17 protein-coding genes are annotated in these 18,910 nt (G+C 35.3%); all 17 read right to left on the reverse strand.

Going from position 1 to position 18,910, the window contains the following annotated elements; all coding sequences use genetic code 11:
• Window position 1: 1 nt before the first annotated feature.
• Window positions 2-724 (reverse strand): RAMP superfamily CRISPR-associated protein, encoded by a 723-nt coding sequence (locus B494_RS0112745; RefSeq protein ID WP_017472776.1) that lies wholly within the window; start codon window positions 722-724, stop codon window positions 2-4.
• Window positions 721-2,790, reverse strand: a complete 2,070-nt coding sequence (locus B494_RS0112750) for a Cas10/Cmr2 second palm domain-containing protein (protein WP_017472777.1) — start codon at window positions 2,788-2,790, stop codon at window positions 721-723. The genes B494_RS0112745 and B494_RS0112750 overlap by 4 nt, the downstream gene beginning before the upstream one ends.
• The gene (locus B494_RS0112755) at window positions 2,790-3,635 is read right to left on the reverse strand and encodes a DUF6602 domain-containing protein (RefSeq protein WP_017472778.1); all 846 of its coding nucleotides are present in this window, start codon (window positions 3,633-3,635) and stop codon (window positions 2,790-2,792) included. Before B494_RS0112755 ends, B494_RS0112750 begins: the two co-directional genes overlap by 1 nt.
• A 532-nt stretch (window positions 3,636-4,167) precedes the next feature.
• The gene (gene cas2 / locus B494_RS0112760) at window positions 4,168-4,458 is read right to left on the reverse strand and encodes a CRISPR-associated endonuclease Cas2 (RefSeq protein ID WP_026065244.1); all 291 of its coding nucleotides are present in this window, start codon (window positions 4,456-4,458) and stop codon (window positions 4,168-4,170) included.
• A 9-nt stretch (window positions 4,459-4,467) separates the two neighbouring features.
• Complete coding sequence (gene cas1c, locus B494_RS0112765) at window positions 4,468-5,499, reverse strand: type I-C CRISPR-associated endonuclease Cas1c (RefSeq protein ID WP_017472780.1); 1,032 nt, start codon at window positions 5,497-5,499, stop codon at window positions 4,468-4,470.
• The gene (gene cas4, locus B494_RS0112770; protein ID WP_017472781.1) at window positions 5,496-6,152 is read right to left on the reverse strand and encodes a CRISPR-associated protein Cas4; all 657 of its coding nucleotides are present in this window, start codon (window positions 6,150-6,152) and stop codon (window positions 5,496-5,498) included. The genes cas1c and cas4 overlap by 4 nt, the downstream gene beginning before the upstream one ends.
• Complete coding sequence (gene cas7c, locus B494_RS0112775; protein ID WP_017472782.1) at window positions 6,142-6,993, reverse strand: type I-C CRISPR-associated protein Cas7/Csd2; 852 nt, start codon at window positions 6,991-6,993, stop codon at window positions 6,142-6,144. Before cas7c ends, cas4 begins: the two co-directional genes overlap by 11 nt.
• A complete protein-coding gene (gene cas8c, locus B494_RS0112780; protein ID WP_017472783.1) occupies window positions 6,993-8,867 on the reverse strand; it encodes a type I-C CRISPR-associated protein Cas8c/Csd1 in 1,875 nt (624 codons plus the stop codon). Before cas8c ends, cas7c begins: the two co-directional genes overlap by 1 nt.
• Window positions 8,864-9,583, reverse strand: coding sequence for a type I-C CRISPR-associated protein Cas5c (gene cas5c / locus B494_RS0112785; RefSeq protein ID WP_017472784.1), 720 nt, complete (start codon window positions 9,581-9,583; stop codon window positions 8,864-8,866). The genes cas8c and cas5c overlap by 4 nt, the downstream gene beginning before the upstream one ends.
• An 88-nt stretch (window positions 9,584-9,671) precedes the next feature.
• The gene (locus B494_RS0112790) at window positions 9,672-12,092 is read right to left on the reverse strand and encodes a CRISPR-associated helicase/endonuclease Cas3 (RefSeq protein WP_017472785.1); all 2,421 of its coding nucleotides are present in this window, start codon (window positions 12,090-12,092) and stop codon (window positions 9,672-9,674) included.
• 269 nt (window positions 12,093-12,361) lie between these two features.
• A complete protein-coding gene (locus B494_RS0112795) occupies window positions 12,362-13,813 on the reverse strand; it encodes a hypothetical protein (RefSeq protein ID WP_017472786.1) in 1,452 nt (483 codons plus the stop codon).
• Window positions 13,814-14,781: 968 nt separating this feature from the next.
• Window positions 14,782-16,296, reverse strand: coding sequence for a recombinase family protein (locus B494_RS0112805; RefSeq protein ID WP_017472788.1), 1,515 nt, complete (start codon window positions 16,294-16,296; stop codon window positions 14,782-14,784).
• Between the two features lie 57 nt (window positions 16,297-16,353).
• A complete protein-coding gene (locus B494_RS0112810; protein WP_017472789.1) occupies window positions 16,354-16,893 on the reverse strand; it encodes a recombinase family protein in 540 nt (179 codons plus the stop codon).
• 122 nt (window positions 16,894-17,015) lie between these two features.
• Window positions 17,016-17,663 (reverse strand): NlpC/P60 family protein, encoded by a 648-nt coding sequence (locus B494_RS21645; RefSeq protein ID WP_017472790.1) that lies wholly within the window; start codon window positions 17,661-17,663, stop codon window positions 17,016-17,018.
• The gene (locus B494_RS0112820; RefSeq protein WP_017472791.1) at window positions 17,656-18,021 is read right to left on the reverse strand and encodes a hypothetical protein; all 366 of its coding nucleotides are present in this window, start codon (window positions 18,019-18,021) and stop codon (window positions 17,656-17,658) included. Before B494_RS0112820 ends, B494_RS21645 begins: the two co-directional genes overlap by 8 nt.
• A 22-nt stretch (window positions 18,022-18,043) precedes the next feature.
• Window positions 18,044-18,403 (reverse strand): hypothetical protein, encoded by a 360-nt coding sequence (locus B494_RS0112825; RefSeq protein ID WP_017472792.1) that lies wholly within the window; start codon window positions 18,401-18,403, stop codon window positions 18,044-18,046.
• On the reverse strand, window positions 18,372-18,910 hold a 539-nt coding region (locus tag B494_RS21070; protein WP_017472793.1), incomplete at its 5' end, for a hypothetical protein. The genes B494_RS0112825 and B494_RS21070, both read right to left, overlap by 32 nt.

Below are 18,910 nucleotides of genomic sequence, written 5' to 3' on the forward strand. Positions count from 1 at the left end.
ATCAATCTCCCTCCCGACTCACTTCCACCTGTATTCTGCCGTATCCACGGCTTCCGGAATTGCCCAGACGATATACGCCAGCATTAAACTGATAGATAGCATTCTCTATAAATCTCGCTGTAACATCCATTGGTACTGTTAATTGATCAAGCATATAAAAATGAATCTCCCCTGAAAACTCTACACCTGGACGAACCGTTTTATAGGTTCGTGGATTGGCGACTACGTTAGGTTCTTCATGAGGTTCACTGGCTTTTATCGAGTTTTTCGAGTCAATAGAGAATGGATCAACATCTCCTGTTTCTATTAGTTGCAAATCATTAAAGATTAATTTCGGCGTATGATTAAATCCTTCCACTCCAAAAAGGTACTCCGCCGATGCCTTATGGATTGCTTCTTCAAAACGTTTTTCAACCCTTTCCCTTAGGAACCGCTCATCCTTCTCTTTCATTTCTTCAATCCGGAGCAAGTTTTCTTCTTGCTTGGTGACAAGATATTCTTGGTAAGCTTCCGTTATCAGCTTCGCTTCTGCGGAACTTTTAGTTAGATCCCGCACAATTCTTCTCAAGCTCCCTTTGAAAGAAGATGCCGGAATATAAGGCTTGCCATTATGATCAGTGACGGTAAACAGATCGATACCGCCGATCTCAAAGGTTCTCGGGGAACCACCTATAAACAGATTAGAAAGTGTAGTCACTTTCAACTGGATCGTATTCACGCTCATCTTTTATCCCCTTTCGGTTCTCTATCTTTTTGGTTCTGATTTTTTTTCTTTTTATCCGGATATAAAGTTTTGTATAGTATCGATAGCTCGTTCAAACGATAGAAAATAAGCAAGGAGTCTATATAGTCATCTGTCCAAAGGTTTGTCCGATTTCCAACACTCCGAAAGCTTTCTTTATCAAAGAATAGCCCCGGTGGTGCTTTCTTTTCTAATTCCCTTTGAGCTTTCAGTTCTTCAATATCTTCTTTCGTCCGATCATTCACTGATTGAAGCATCTCAGCAACTGTCCCGATTTGACTCTTGTCCATTTTTTTGAAGCGGTGAAACATGGAGCTGGAGATTTGTAACCTCCGGTAAGTCTCAACCTTAGATCCATTAGGAGCTTTATAACTTGCAAACACCGCAAAAATATTGCGGAATTGACGAATACCATACTCTTTGATCGTGTTATCTTTCTTCAAGGAACCATACAAATTCTGATGATACAAATACCTCAACGGCTTATTGAACAGAATTCCTCGTAACTTACGGATATCAGAATATTTAGGCTTGACTTTATCACCTGTAATCGCAAAACGCGGATCAGAAAATAGCAGCAGCATACGCACATATCTTTCTAACCGAATACGTTGACGAGACCCAAAATGCAATTCCTTTTCTGAATTCCTCTTTCTATTCGAATTTTCTTTTCTCCCGCAGCTACGTTCTTTTTTTGGGGTAAGCAACTGCCTCAAGAGTTTTTCAATCAGTAATAATTCAAACCCGCTCAGCTCTTTATTGCTGCTCTCCAGATGCTCCGGCAATAAATGATACAGAACGGCGTTGCTGAATTTAACGTCACTGCTACAGATCGTCTTGTCGCTAATCTTCATTAGCAACCCGTATAAAAAATGATGCGCGGCAAAGCCTTTTTCCATGGCTCCTTTCAATAGAGCTACATCATCTTTAAAATAAGCCCATTGTGATTTCTTCTCTGCATCATAATCCTCGAAGACATAATCATTAATGCTAATCTTCATATAAGAGGACTTTTCAACCTTATCCTTACAGTTTCGTGAATAAGCCTTAGCCTCATCCAATTGATGCTGTACTCTCTCATAGTAATACCGAATTGGTTCACGGTTGAAGGTAAAATCAATGCCTACGCTCAAAGAAAGCTGTGGCAAATTGGTGATGTAATGTTCACTTAGTTTGTTGATCTCTTCATTCAATTGCTGCAAAATTTCTTTGCACAAATTGATACCATCCAATAAATGAGCAGCAGTCACCGCGAAGAAGATGTCATCTCCAGCCATATATAATGGGTACAGCTTGAAGTCCTTATCCTTCTCCTGATATTTCGCAGTGATTTTATGTAAATAATCCAAACTTATGAATTTGGACAATAATTGGCTGATTGCATTATATATCGTGTAATCTCCAAGTTGTTCAAATAAAGCCCCCATGCCGTCTAAATCAGCCTTAATAACAGCAATCCGAAAATGGTTGTCGTTGTCATCCTCTTCTTGGGAATAGAGCGCATTAATATCGCTGGAAAACGACGGATATTTTTTTTCCAGATCAATTGATAATTGAAGTTTATTTCCCTCAGGGACACTGCAAAACTGAAATAACAAATCTCTATGACTGGCTATGATCTCATTCAGGCACTTCGGTTGTCTAAGGCGGTCTTTACTCTCTTTAATTGCCTCTAGCTTATCCGGTTTTTCCGAAAGCTGCTTCTCAAAAACAACATATTTAACTAACAGCTGGCCTTTGAACATTTTATAATACTTTATGAACAATTGGTTCAGCTTTTTCGTAATCTGTTCTTGGTCAAGCGAGGTGGTAAATATGCACATACCTGAACATGTGAGCAATTGCTCATCAAAATGATCGCTAAACTCGCCATCTTCTCCCTCAATTCCAATGTCCCCAAAAAACGTCTCGGAGATCAAATGCGATGAATTTACTATCTCCCGAAGTGTACCGCTGTTGGCCTGATTTTCCTGGATATACGCCTGCAGCACATAGTATAAAAATGTCTGTACTTTATCAATGGATATAGCAACAACATATTGCCCCATTAAGATTCCTTCCTCTCAATATCAAATAGTTCTGCGTATGCACGGTGCGGGAACAGCAAAGGATTGTTGATTAGCATTAATAATTGGTTCAGTTGGAAATTGAATGTGAGGAGCGATACAAGCGTACCATCTTCATCTTTCACCTCGTAGTCTTTCAGCTTGATATCCGTTAAGAGATCTTCGTCCCTGATTTCTTTATCAGGGTTCGTTTTATGAAAATTAAGCTTTCTAAACCAGTCTTTCAAGCTCCCTCCTCTATTATCCTCAATATCAATACGTCCTCCCTTGTCATCGTTTACAGCAAGGAGCACAAAATCAAAGTTTTGCTGAATCTCTTCGTTCACTACCGACTTCAGCGTACATAAAATGCGAATCGGGTATGTCGATTTCTGTGTGGGAACCGAGCCAATGGCAATACGGTCAGCAATTCTCGCGATTGAATCATCTGCGGTTTTTAGCTCAGTTAAGTTACCGCACCAATCCTCGATCCCTTTTAAACTTTGACTTTTGCATTCTACCACCACAGCCACCGCTTCAATCGGGATAAACTTCAAACGCCCGTAACGAAAAATATAAGGGGTGTAGGTTTCATCGAGTATAGCCAAATCAACCTCACTGGAGACATTCCCTTCCGAATCAATGATAAAGACGGAGTGTTCAATGACAAATTTTTTGGGAATAATCATGTCAAACAACTGAGCCCAGATATCCTCACGAGCAGAACCAATGCTTGTTCCATGCAGATCATGTTTCATATAAAGCTCGTTCACAATCGATTGTTCAACTTGCCGGTAATTTGTTGTGATGTTTCTAACTAATTTCTGTTTACGTTCTTCTTTAGTCATTCTTATCCCTCCAACCAAAATGTGCAAATTAAATGGGCATTTTGATACATTTATACATATTTCTACGTAAACTTCCATATTTCCTTCCTTTTTTTAAAAACAGTGATGAATTCATAATTAAATAAGTATACTCTATATTTCAATCACACAATAATAAAGAGTGCAACCCAACCTTGACCAAGTCCGTTACTCCACTTATCATTTCAATCCACGCACTCATAAAGAGTGCGACGTGTTATGTAATGATCTATCACAAATTCTAATTAATTTCAATCCACGCACTCATAAAGAGTGCGACGTGTTATGTAATGATCTATCACAAATTCTAATTAATTTCAATCCACGCACTCATAAAGAGTGCGACTGCGATTTTTAAATAAATTAACTGGATTTCAAAGAAAATTTAAGTAAAAACCACCTAAAACAAACAATTTTAATATTTAAATACGTACAATACTATCTTTTATTTTAAATATAGCCTTTAAATCTGGTGCGAACCTACCAGGGAATTTATGTGCACTTATCATTCGCACTAAAATATTAATGGGTCTTCCAATTGAAGAGACTCTTTTACCCCAATATGTTTTACCTTAGTTTTGTAGTTATCTCCCAAGCGATAAAATCTCAAACTATCTTTTTCTAAATCTATTATTTTTTCTAGATTTATCTTTAACTCTTCAAATTGTGTAGAATCAACAATACATTCAAATACTGAGTTTTGAACACGTTGCCCGTAACTTTGACAAACTTTTGCTACTTTCCTTAATCTCTTGGTACCACCTGTACTTGAAGTACTAACATCATATGTAATCAACACAAGCATTTTTTTCACCTACTTCCATAAGAAAGGTGGATATTCATCTAAATCTCCTCTAAGGTATCTAGCTAAAAGCATAGATTGGGCATACGGGACTAATCCCCAACTTATTTTTTCAGCTAGATACGGGTGAGTTATTTTATCCTGCTTTTTTGTCTGCCAAGCTTTAAGTAGTTTTTTTCTACCTTCCTCTTTTAAAATAATCGCACCATTCTCTTTTTTCAAAAAGTCTTCTTTATTTAAAACCTTCTTATTAATAATCGATAAAACAAATCGATCTGCGTATACACCTCTTAACTCTTCCATTAAATCTAACGCTAAAGAAACTCTTCCTGGGCGATCACGGTGCAAAAAGCCAACATACGCATCTAATCCAACTGTTTCTAGTGCTGCTGCAGTATCGTTAGCTAATAATGTATATACAAAGGATAATAATGCATTGACATTATCCAATGGCGGTCTTCTGTTTCTAGATTTGAAATAGAAATCATCCCTCTGTTGTAATATCATAGCGTCAAATACACTGTTATAGCTAAATGCAGCTTGACCTTCCCATCCCCTCAAAGATTCTAAATCCTCACATGTTCTGATATGAATCAAAAGCTCGGATAGATGTTCCGACACACTTTTAAATTTGTCCACGTCAATACGCAAAGGATAGTCACGGGTCATTCTTTCAAGAATCCACTTATTATTATAAACCTTCCCAATGATAAAGTTCCTTGCGATTAAAGCAGACTGTCTTTCGTCATCCGAAAGCCGGTATTGTTCTTTTCTTAAAACAACATTGCCTTTACTTTTACCAGATACACGTGCTAAAAACTGACCACTTTGTTTTAAAAAAACAAGTGAAATATTTTGTTCCGCACAATATCCCATCAATTGAGGGCTCGCACCAGTATATCCAAATGAAACAATTGATTCTAAATTGTGAAGAGGTATTCTAGCAATTTTTTCTTTTTCTTTACTAAGAACGATATTATCACCATTAAGTGAAAGATAAACATCAGGTTGTGTAACAAATAAAGTATTTAAGAGTTTTTTCATTCCTTTAGCTTCCTTTCAATATAACGGTGCACCGTTTCCTTTTTCATAAGCTTAGGAAGGCATATATTTTTTAAAGAACACCTTTGACAAAATGGGCCTGTTTTTACTTTAGGTGTGTGTTTTCTTTTAAAATATTTATGCATTTCTGCTGTTATGGTATGCACTTTATCTTTAACTGAATCCGCAATCGGGACTTCTACACGTCTTTTTATTTCATTATAAAACAAATATCCTGTATCAATTTTACAAAGAAGCATTTCTTCTAAACAAATGGCTTGAGCAGCTAATTGTAAAATGTCCGCATCATTTTTCTTTGGTTTACCTCGCTTATATTCAACTGGAAAGGCGCGGTAGTATCCTTGTAGTTGATGTACATACACACCAGAAGAGTCTTTAACAAATTCGACAACATCACAGATGCCGTTGATCTGAAGTTCATTAGAATGAATTGGCATTGCCCTAACAATAATCCGTTCGCCCCTTTTTTCTCGAATGAAGGGTTGGTCAGCATTTCGATGTAAATGCTGACCTTGAACGGTTCGGACATTTTCTTCCCACTGTTGTTCAATATGAATTAATGCCCATTGTCTTGGACAAAATTCATAATGTTGAATACCTGATAACATTAAATATTCTTCAGGATTATTGTCCATCCAATACTTCAACCTTTAAACCATCTAATTCATTTACCTTTATTTGATAATCTTCTAAACTTTTTGGAGTAGCTACTTTTCTATCAATTTCAACTGATCGATGAACCTTAGCAGAGGAGTATTGACCCAATTTTGAAGAATGCTCCCACCAGTACACTTTATAGACTTCCATACTGCCATCAGGTCGGGCTGAGGATGCATCATTTTCAAATAAAGTGATAAGTGCCTGTTTGATTTTTTTAGCATCCTCATTTGTAAAGCCTGTTTTCTCAGCCAGTTGAGTATTAATACTTCCTTTAAATAAGTAAAGTCCAAAATCCACGCGATGTTTCATACCCATGGTATCGGAAGATTTTTTATCACCTGTAACTGAGTTTACACTTTTGGTAATTTGGGTGCTGACAATATCAATAGGATCAACGCTCGTCGCTGGATGAATAGAAACAGGTCCTCTAACTCCCACTGAAACATCAATACCCTTAAAAGCAAAAACCTGGCCAAAAGCTCTGACATCAAGCCATGATTGACATGCAATTTCAGCAAACTTCTCATTATCTTTGGTTTTTCCTTTACTATATTGAGACAATTCTTCATTGGCATCTGCACGATCTTTTAAGCTCTTATATTGATCAACCTTATTATCATTCGATTGGACAAAAATAGCTTCGCCCATATCTAATAATCGATTTCTTATTTTTCTTTTTATCGCCACATCTGAAATTTCACCATATCCATCAAAATTTTGTCGTGGACGATTTCCGTTTAAAGGATCACCGTTTGGATTAGCATGATTGACTGAGATAATTACTGAAAAATCAATTTTATGATCTAATGTTGTCATTATACATTCTCCTCTTCTTTTTTATTTCTATTATCTAAAGCAAGTACTTGACTTGAAAAACCTAATAAGTATTTTCCATCTAGAGGCTCATCACTGAAATCTTCAAAATCAAATTGGTCAGTAATATCTAAAATTAATTGGTTTAATTTACTTGCTCGGCCACCTAGTCTAGTTTTATATGGAGCTAAACTCGCATGAATGTTTTTCCATGTTTGAACAGGTTTATTTGAGAAGCTAACCATATAACGTTCCGCATTTGTCGAGCGCTTCTCTCCTTGCTCTCTTAATGCCCAATTCTCAATCACATAGGCTACCGCCAACAAACGACCGAAAAGATAATTACGGTCCCTAATTTCATTATCTAATGCCACACCAATTCCCTCCTGTCTATTGATAAGTGCACATGTAATACTAAGTGTTTTCAACCATTCCCAACGCTCCATAGATACTGGATTTGATGCACGCTTAATGGCACTGATTACAATATCGCTAGGGATTTTTCTGCCATCAATAATAGAGGGAAGCATTCTCTCCATTAAACCCTTAACAACTTTTTTCTTTGCCTGCGCGCCATATGCAGCAAAAGCAATATCCTTTGTGGCGGGTGCGCCACAGAATGAAAGTTGCTTACCATCTTCGCCCTTTTTGTATCGGTGTATCCAAGTGCATGAATGGTGCCAATCTATTAATCTTTGAAGATAGAGTTCTTTGTTTAAATTCCTATAGTAAAGCACACCCATTCTTCCAGTTGTTGCTGAATCAAGCACTAAAATATTAACCTCTGATTTCGAGTTAAGGTCATGGTGATAACCATGAATAGCTTTATAAACTTGATTAGCATAGTGCTTTAATGTATCAACCTTTATTTCATCTTCTAGCTTGAGTGCTGGATTTAAGGCAATTAGATCAGCACCTGGATTAACGATCTCAATTTTGTCATTTCCCCAAACAAGAAACACTCTGTCATCAATGATTTCACCCTGCTGATTAATTAACCACTTTAAAGCGTTATGTGCCTTCTGTGACACATCATAGCTTATCGATGCTGCTTGATAGCTTTTATCAAATCGCCCTCGAAATGTGAAACCAACATTATCATTTGATGAAATTAATTTCGCTTTATCGGCTGCGTGTCGAATTTTATTCGCATGTTTCTCAGTACTTAGTAGATATTTACCTGTTACATAACACAAATCTTTTTCTTGTAGCTTTTCGCTATAAAAATCAATAAAGGATTGATAAACAGTCTTATCTGACCAAATATCTTCAGTTATCGTGGTTGTCGAATGAACATTAAAACGGATAAATGCTGCCGATACATCACCAGTCACCTTCGTAAATATTTCTGGCTTATCTTCGGCTACTTGTACATGTTTCTTTTCCCATTTGGTAATCAACTTTTTGTTATCATCTAAATAAAGTACTTTTTTCTCAACTAAGTCATGAATAATTGACCGTTTATTGACATAGTCAAATATTGCTTTCACTTTCGGATGGCTCGAGTTTGAATTCACCCAACTTTTCAGCTGATTGATGTAAGCATTAAATTGCTCTTTTTCTTTAATTCCACCACCAAATTGTTCAAAGTCACCTGCACAATAAGACAACTTATCATGTAAAGGATAAGGATAAACTGCTTTTCCAGACCGACTTGCTGAAGCTTCCGTGGTAGGAATGAGTGTGTTTTCTTTATCTAATACTTCAGCGGAGTGAAAATTACCATCCTCTGTCACGTTGATTTCTATATGAGCGTTTTGCGTCGTATGCGAAATAGGCAAGAGCGTGAATTTACTGTCATTATAACGTTTTTGAACCACACCTATTTTATCCGTGTTGTTATTATACGTCTCATAAAGCTTTTGCAACCAACTCATTGATTCACCTCACCTTCATATAATGTAAAAAGTTCATCAACTGACTGAACATTTTTTTGATCAAAGTGCTTGGGTGTCATCTCTTTAATTGGACGTACATTATGACAATCCTCAGGTCGAGTAAAACTTATCACCCCATTTTTCAATACCGGGTTCCAAAGTCGCACTTCCATTTGATTGTTCCCTGTCTCATCCGGATAATTAACTCCATGTACCATGGTGCCCAAATGAACCTCATCGTACTTATCGTAGAATCCAGCACCTTCCCCGAACTTACATGGTTCAACATAGCCTTGGCACTCTCTAGCCCCTAAAAAAATATCACGACGTCCACCAGCTTTTAAAGAACGTTTCAAGATGTTGTGATGTTTATTCTCATTTCGGTCATAAGTCAGATCAGGTCGATTTAGATTAAACTCGAAATGCGCCTTCACTTGGTAGTGCGGCTTTTTTAAATAAGTATAGTTGGCAAGCGTATTACCGCCACCATATTCAATTGGTCGAATACCTTTTGACTCCATCTGAATGGCATTGATTACCCTAAGCTCATCTACTATCATAATTAATGTAGGCTTCCAGTAAATACTTTCCACAATCCCCTTTAACGCTTGGTATGTAGGAACCTGATAGGTCATCTTCTCCCCACCAATTTTAGTTAATGGATCGGTAAACAAACCATAATCACCATATAGTGAGAATTCAATGCTATTGCGCATGAAAACACCTCCTTTAAATCAAGTAATATTATTGCTGATTTCTGTTATAATACTATTTTTTAAAAACCTATCTTTTCACAAGGTAGGTTTAAAAAATGAATTCTGACCGTTCAGCCTCGCCCTCTAAGTCAATCCCATATTCTCGACTATAATAACTTTCATCTAAGGAAAAGAGTTGTCCATCAAAATACACTATGATTGCACCTGCATCTTTTAATCTAGAAAACTCTTGATCATAGACGTTAACTGAATAGTGTTGAGCTTGTCTGAATAATAGCGACCAATCTTCAATTTTTTCATTTCCATTTATATCAGCAATGACCTCTTTACCGTCTCCGTAAGGAACAAGAATTGAAGTTGTTTGATTGGCAATAACACTAAAATGTCTTGCTGCAGTCTGAAAACTACCATGTGAAAACATCGGAAATTTCTCGCTGTTTTTGCTGGAGTAGGCACTATACCAATCACTTTTACTCCTATCATTTATGAGTAAATCTGTCATTTTAACTGCTAAAGCTTTTATTGGGTAGTCCAGGTCATAAGCCATTTCTTTGTAGAAGTTTTTAAAAAAATACTCCAATGCCTGTCTAGATAACAAGTCACCACCGTGTGAATTTGGATTTTCACTTAAATCCACCAGCATTTTATTCGTAATTTTTTTTCCTATATTAATTTCAGGTAACCATTTTAGACTCTCTTCTTCATGATCGATTAAATAGACAGTCCCTTTCTTAAATTCCCCATGTCGGTTACACCGCCCCGCCGCCTGAGCAATAGAATCTAGCCCAGATAAAGAGCGGATTACACTTTGAAAACTAACATCTACTCCTGCTTCAATTAATTGTGTACTAACACAAATAATTGATTCTTTTTTCATTAACTTATCTTTAATCTTTTGCAATATATCCTTCCGGTGCATCGCACACATCGATGTACTCAGATGAAAAACACCGTCCTCACTTATCGTTTCTTTTAGTTTCCGATAGAGTTCCTTTACAACTGATTTTGTGTTTAAAATAATAAGTTGACTTGAGAATTGATTTGTTTGGTCTATAATAAATTCAGCCAAATCATTTGTAGACATTCTCACACTTGCTTGGTTAATAATTTCAACCCTAGAAAATTCATCGATTACCTGATCAATATTACCAATCATTTCAGCACTTTCTCCTATCTGGAGATTATGTTCGACGTTTCTCAAAGCAGGCTGAGTAGCTGTACACAATACAATACTACTGTGGCAATGGTTCTTTAAAAAATTAACTGCTTGATTAAATAGTGAGATACATTTAATTGGGACTTTCTGCACTTCATCAAAGATTATTACGGATTCGCTTAAATTATGTAATCGCCTAATGTTACGAGTGCCAGTTGCATAAAAAACATTGAGAAATTGTACCATGGTAGTAAAAATAATAGGAGCATCCAAATTATCTTTTGCTAGCAATAATTTTTGTGATACATTCATTACACCATCCTCAGCCTCTGCCCTTTCAGCTGATAATTGATCTGGATAGACATTTGAATGATGTTCAAGAATATTAGAAGGATCATTAAGAATACGTCTTACTTCTTCCGCATTTTGCTCAATAATGGTTGTAAATGGGACAATATAAATAACTCTCTTTTTATGATGTAAGATTGCATGTTTCAGTGCATACCTCAAGCTTGCTAGAGTCTTGCCACCTCCAGTAGGAATAGATAAGCTATAAATATTTGAAGGCTTCTCAGCAATCTGCTCACATTGCAAAGACATTTCGTGTCGCAATCTATTAATTGTGGAAGTTTCTTGACCAGGCCTTTTAAAGGATTCAATTTTTTGTAGTAGTTTCTCGTGGTAGTCTTTTAGTAAATGATGTAGTTGTATTTCTTGAGGTTGTGTATTCTCTTCAAATTGTCTTGTGCTGGTTCGATCAGCGTCGATTAATGCGCTAAATATATATTTCGTTAAAAACATAATAGAACTATTTAATTCTCCGACGTTAATTCGAGAAATAAAGTTTTTTAAGTCCTCTATTGCTTTAACAACGTATGACTGAAAATCTTCAATAGTAAGAACTTCTCTAAAAAAATTAACTTTAGCTTCATTATATCCTTTTAGTTCCTTTTCTTTGATGCGATGTAAAAATTTCAATTCTAGATCAGGTGTTATATAATCTTGTAAGTATCCATGATGAGAAAGTATAGCGTTCCCTACAACCTCAACCATAATATCCTCAACAGTATTATACTTCCCATAGTAGTGTTCAAATAACAATCTACCACCCGCAGTCGAGTGATCAACAGTTCCCCTTTTCGGTGGATTATCGGGATTTTGGACAGCCGCTAATATATATTCCTTAAATTCAGTTGTATACTTCCCCATGTCATGAAGTAAACCTGCTAATCCTGCCAAATATTGCACATTAATTTTTTTCCCTATAGCCTCAGCCAATTGACATGTTTCTGTTAAATGTTGCCTAACTGTTTGTATTTCACCATCGAAAGATCGAATATGTGCAATATACATAAAACCATCACCCCGGTAATAAAGTCTTATTTATATGAATATTTTACCATAACCCTTCACTAATTTCAAAGTTTTTGTTAGAATAAAGTCAAATATTGACGAGGAATGTTAGTTGGTGCGAATGTTAAGCTCACATCAATTCCCATAGGGATTCGCACTATTATTTTTTAGTTAACTAGGTATTTTGATTTATTATCTTAATTAATTTATTGTTGATTGGTTATAAAAATCATTTAATTTTCTGCATGTAACCATCTATTTGGATTAATTTAGGTGATAATCGCAGTCGCACTCTTTATGGGTGCGTGGATTGAAATATAAAAAAGATCAAACAATTTTTTGAACGCTAACGCCCCACTCTTTATGGGTGCGTGGATTGAAATATAAAAAAGATCAAACAATTTTTTGAACGCTAACGCCCCACTCTTTATGGGTGCGTGGATTGAAATATAAAAAAGATCAAACAATTTTTTGAACGCTAACGCCCCACTCTTTATGGGTGCGTGGATTGAAATATAAAAAAGATCAAACAATTTTTTGAACGCTAACGCCCCACTCTTTATGGGTGCGTGGATTGAAATATAAAAAAGATCAAACAATTTTTTGAACGCTAACGCCCCACTCTTTATGGGTGCGTGGATTGAAATATAAAAAAGATCAAACAATTTTTTGAACGCTAACGCCCCACTCTTTATGGGTGCGTGGATTGAAATATAAAAAAGATCAAACAATTTTTTGAACGCTAACGCCCCACTCTTTATGGGTGCGTGGATTGAAATATAAAAAAGATCAAACAATTTTTTGAACGCTAACGCCCCACTCTTTATGGGTGCGTGGATTGAAATATAAAAAAGATCAAACAATTTTTTGAACGCTAACGCCCCACTCTTTATGGGTGCGTGGATTGAAATATAAAAAAGATCAAACAATTTTTTGAACGCTAACGCCCCACTCTTTATGGGTGCGTGGATTGAAATATAAAAAAGATCAAACAATTTTTTGAACGCTAACGCCCCACTCTTTATGGGTGCGTGGATTGAAATATAAAAAAGATCAAACAATTTTTTGAACGCTAACGCCCCACTCTTTATGGGTGCGTGGATTGAAATATAAAAAAGATCAAACAATTTTTTGAACGCTAACGCCCCACTCTTTATGGGTGCGTGGATTGAAATATAAAAAAGATCAAACAATTTTTTGAACGCTAACGCCCCACTCTTTATGGGTGCGTGGATTGAAATATAAAAAAGATCAAACAATTTTTTGAACGCTAACGCCCCACTCTTTATGGGTGCGTGGATTGAAATATAAAAAAGATCAAACAATTTTTTGAACGCTAACGCCCCACTCTTTATGGGTGCGTGGATTGAAATATAAAAAAGATCAAACAATTTTTTGAACGCTAACGCCCCACTCTTTATGGGTGCGTGGATTGAAATATAAAAAAGATCAAACAATTTTTTGAACGCTAACGCCCCACTCTTTATGGGTGCGTGGATTGAAATATAAAAAAGATCAAACAATTTTTTGAACGCTAACGCCCCACTCTTTATGGGTGCGTGGATTGAAATATAAAAAAGATCAAACAATTTTTTGAACGCTAACGCCCCACTCTTTATGGGTGCGTGGATTGAAATATAAAAAAGATCAAACAATTTTTTGAACGCTAACGCCCCACTCTTTATGGGTGCGTGGATTGAAATATAAAAAAGATCAAACAATTTTTTGAACGTTAACGTCGCACTCTTTATGGGTGCGTGGATTAAGGGGTGTCTATTTTCAAAAATTTTACATTATAAAAAGATTATGACAGGATTAAAGCTAGCTTAAAATCACTAAATAATTAGATGTGATGCATCTTTGTCAGATATGGCTTATGATCATATACTAAGTTAAATCTATGTAATTATTTTGTTTCCATTGACTTTTCACTTAACATAAGTGAGCCACTAGGAGGGGTTTCTTGAAAAAAGTGAAGTTACCCTTTTTTGTTATTCTTAGCTCAGTTTTTTTCTTTTTATTTTATTATATCAACGGGTGGTTACTGAAGGTTACTCCCCTCAAGATGTTATGTTTATAAACAAGCTCTAACTAAGTTATTGTCTATCACTTATAGATACATTATTCACCATGGACGTTGTGTTACAAAATGGATTAAATTATAGTTCAAACTTTTGAAAATGAATTAAATATGAATGATGAAGATGCTTCTATAGCATATGGCACACAATATAAATTGTAATCATGATAAAACCGACTTCCAAAACGAAAGTCGGTTTTGCTTAGAGCTTTAACTCCCCCATACGTAAAAGCTCTACAACAGCTTGTGAACGCCCCTTAACACCCAGCTTCTGAATCGTATTTGTGATACGTAGTAATTGCAAAACAAATTTTAAAATAGTCTCTTCAACTATAAGCAAAACGCGATATTTAGCTAACTCTTTTCTTCAATTCTTTTTACAAGTCTGACTAACCAGTACAATATAGACAATAAAACACCTATAATTATTGTCCACCTAAAATAAAATGGAATGACAAATGGATTTATACCTAAAACGATTAAAAATGATATAATTACTAAAAACACAAGAACTATTAAAACTTTTTTTATGAGATCAATCAAACCCTCCACAACTTCACCACCTAAAAATAGACTTTTAGACAGTATATCATACTAATTACCCCCTTTTTAGAGTTCTTTATTCTGAAAAGTAAACGTCAAGTCAATTCTCCCATCTTCGTGCACTATCCCTTTTTCAATTAAGGTATTAAATACGTGATACAGGTCTTGCTTTGTATTGTTAAGTTGCTCTATTGCATCTTTAATGTTTTCTACATTGTACTCATGTTCATCCTTATTTTTTAAAAGAAATATTTCTTCCTCTGTTCTTTGTAGTTTAGTATCTAATGCGAGCTTTTTAGCCTCAAATTCTTGCTTTTCTAATATGCCATCTAAATAGATATCAAGTAATCTTTTCTGTTTATCTGCCAAGTCTTTTTCACGCTTTTCGAGCTGCTTAATTTTAGTCTGATTAGTATGCAACAATGTTTCATCAAAATTTAAGCTTATTTTCTCACTTTCTTGCTTTAATTCTTGAAGGATAATTTCTCTTAATTCTTCATATGTCATAGGCTTGTGATTAACACACAACCCTGATCGTCTTCGTTTACTACACTTTAGGTAATTCCAATGCGTTTTTGATCCGTCTTTTTTCTTTTTCCATGACTCTAGTATCACCATATTTGATCCACAGTGTGCACACTGTAGTAATCCTCTAAATTCATTCCACGGTGTTACTTTTCGTTTGCGATTTACAACTTCTTTACTATTTGCTTTCTCATAAACTTCTCGTGAAATAATGCCAGGATGATGCTTTTCGATAATAACCCACTTACTCTTAGGATTTTCAATTCTCTTTTTGCGCCCATCTATTTTAATTTTCGTAAAGCGATTATAAATAAAGTCACCACAGAAGGTTCTGTTTTTTAAAATGCTGTTAACCGTTGTTAACTGCCAATATGACCCTTGCTTTGGCGGTGGTACTAATCCTTCTTTTAGTTGTTCATTGAGTCTTACAGCAATAGATTTCATGCCAATGTTATCATTAACATACCAGTGAAATATCTTCTTAATCACCTTAGCTTTTTCCTTGTTTATGACAAGCTTATTATCAATTCGATCATAACCATAAGGTACTTTGCCAATATGATCACCACGTCTAACTTTTGCTGACATAGCAGCACTTATTGAAACGGATAAAGTTTTAGGATATTGCGCTGCAAACATACTAAACATTTCAAATTTCATATCATTTTTACCCTCATATTCACTGTCGTATCCTTCTTCAATGGTTACAACCCTTACACTATGACCAAGTAATACTTCTTTAACTTCAAGTGCATCTTTGAGATCCCGAGCAAGTCTATGTATAGATTTAAAAACAACCATCTTTATTTCCCTTTTACGTGCCTTTTTCAAAATCAATTGTAATGCTGTTCTTTCTAAAAACAGTGTTCCTGATTTACCTTCATCTTTAAGAATTGAACGTTCATCCCATTCAAAGTCGTTTTGTTCCAACCAATAACGGCATATATCAATTTGATTTGATAACGAATCTTTTTGTTCATCCTTGTCAGTTGATACCCTAGTATAAACAAGATAAGGATAATCTTTAAAAGTAAGCTTCTGTTTTTCTTTAGACATGATATCACCCCTATCATTAATTATACATAAAAAGTGCCTAGAAGAGAACGCTTGTTCTTATTTATTTCTTATTAAGGTGCTTTTGCTAATCCCTGTCAGTTCTTCAACTTGTTTATATGAATGAGACTTTTTTAGTTGTAATGCATGCTTAATCTGTTTATTACTATATTTTTTAGGTCTACCTTCTTTAAAATCTTTACGTTGCTTCGCTATCGCTTTTCCTTCTTGCGTACGTTCTACGATCATATCCCTTTCAAATTCTGCAAAGGCGCTCATCACATTAAAAATAAGCTTTCCTGTTGGTGTATCTTCTACCAATCCCATGTTTAACACATGAACCCTAATCCCTTTATCAAACAACTTTCTTATTGTCTGAATCCCATCCACTGTTGATCTAGCAAATCTATCTAGTTTTGTGACAATTAGCGTATCACCTTCTTGTAGCTGTTGAAGTAATACATTAAAAGCTGGTCGATCTAGCTTAGTTCCTGTGAATTTATCTTGATATATTTTATCGCATCCTTCATCATTTAACCTTTTGATTTGTGCTTTAATATCCTGTTGCAAAGTCGATACTCTTGCATAACCATATTTCATTTTCCCACCCCATTTATGACACTATGTTTTGATACAAGCTAATCATGCATAAAATCAGCTTATAGTCATTTGATTCAATACTTTTAAGTTTTGACACATGTATGACAAAAAAAGAAAAGGAACTATTGTATCCTTCTCACTCGTCCATTAAAACGTTCTGCCCAATACCCTGTTTTCATATCTTCATATGAGACTCCTGTTGAACCTTGAGCACCAATAAATTGCCCTTCTCCTGCATATATACCTACATGACCATCAATTTTATAGGTATCAAAAAACACAAGATCACCTGGTTGCACGTGTTCGCTAGAGACAGCATCCCCTTTAGTTTTCAATGTATCTGTGGTTACGCTTGTTCGATCACCCAACTTAACACCCACCTGATCAAAAGCCCAATGGACAAAAGAGGAACAATCAAATAATCCTCTATTAATCTCAGTTTCGTTTCGTCCTCCACCAAAAGCATATTCGCTATTGTTGATCCACTGCTCACCAATTAAAACGACATCAATATTTTCACTATTCTTACTATAATTCTCTACTTTTACATTATTTAGATCATGCAAAGCTTGATATGCTCTAATATACTTTGCTAGCTCATTTTCTTGTTTTACTAATTCGATTAAGACTGCTCGATCTGTTGTTAAATTTATTTCCGTCATGACCATATCAAGTTCTTGTTGATACGAATTTAATTGATTTGCTTGTAGTTGTTTTTGGTTTAAAAGTGTTAATAGGAAAAGTATGAGAATAACCTTTAACTTACCCATCGAGTAACACCTCAATTTTCTGTCTAATACCTATTAATGCCTTTAATTGATGATCATCAACCTGATTGTTTTTCCTATTTACCTTCTCTAACAACCTTCTAGTACGAACTACATACCATGAAATAAATGCATGAACTAAGTGCAATTCTTTTAAGTCAAATAAGAGTCTACATTGTACGTTTATATTTTCTTCATTCAAGTCTGCTATATTGTGTTGAAGATGTGCTTTTATTGAATCGTAAGCTTCTAACATTTGATTCTTGTTTTGTTTTTTAAAATGCTTCTTCACATTACTCCGACAAATATTCATAACCATTAATAAACTCGCTACTTCTGTCTTTTCGATTATTAGATTCAATTTAATTTACCCTCCAATCTCATTAGCTGAACGTTGGTTGATAGCCTACTTGTTCAATAATATAATCTTTTAACTTCGCACGTTCGCCTAGAGTTAATTCATTTGGCTTTAACATAAAGAATGATTTTCTTCCTATCTTAACCTTCCGATCAACACCATATTGCTTAGCTCGTTGCCAATGCATGCAACTGTATGGTAACAACAAAAAACCACTTCTTTTTGCTAAATCTTCCGCGACTTCTAACGTTTGATAAAAAGAAAATACTTGTACTTTTTTTGCATAAGCAACAATATTTATTGTTTCTGGATAAAGATAAGGTAATGTGCGAGGGTCTTTATCTTTGTAATGATTAGGTACTAAAGTTATAGTGTTTAGATCCACGTTTGATCTTCCCCCTTGCATTATTGTGAATATCATCTAGAGTTTCAAAAAAATCTTTTCCCTCTCTTTCCGTAGAAGGTAAAGGAAAGGATTGAACCATATTAAACGTGTCATATAAGTTCAGCTTAAATATACGTTTAGCTTTAAACATTGGAATGAATTGCGTATGCATAAATTGCTTAGTTTGATAATCCATAAAGTGCAACTGAAAACCACGGTCTCCAATTTTTCGAACTGTAATAAGGATCTCAACAATTTGCCTAATTCGACTATCGACATTATTTATACTTGGACTACAATACATTTGTACGGATTGCATTTTTCGAGTAAACATTAATACCTCTGTGGCAACTGTTGAACCATATTTGCTCCATTTCCGATTACTAAATGCCATTTGCGATTCATCCCAGCAACAAATTGACCCTTGTGCTTCTGCTACCTTATACCAATCAGTGTAATGAGTCATTGGATAACTATCAGCAAGTTCATAATTTGAAAATAATTCAA

Origin of the sequence: Amphibacillus jilinensis Y1 (assembly GCF_000306965.1) — a bacterium.
In the GTDB taxonomy this organism is placed as follows: Bacteria; Bacillota; Bacilli; order Bacillales; family Amphibacillaceae; genus Amphibacillus_C; species Amphibacillus_C jilinensis.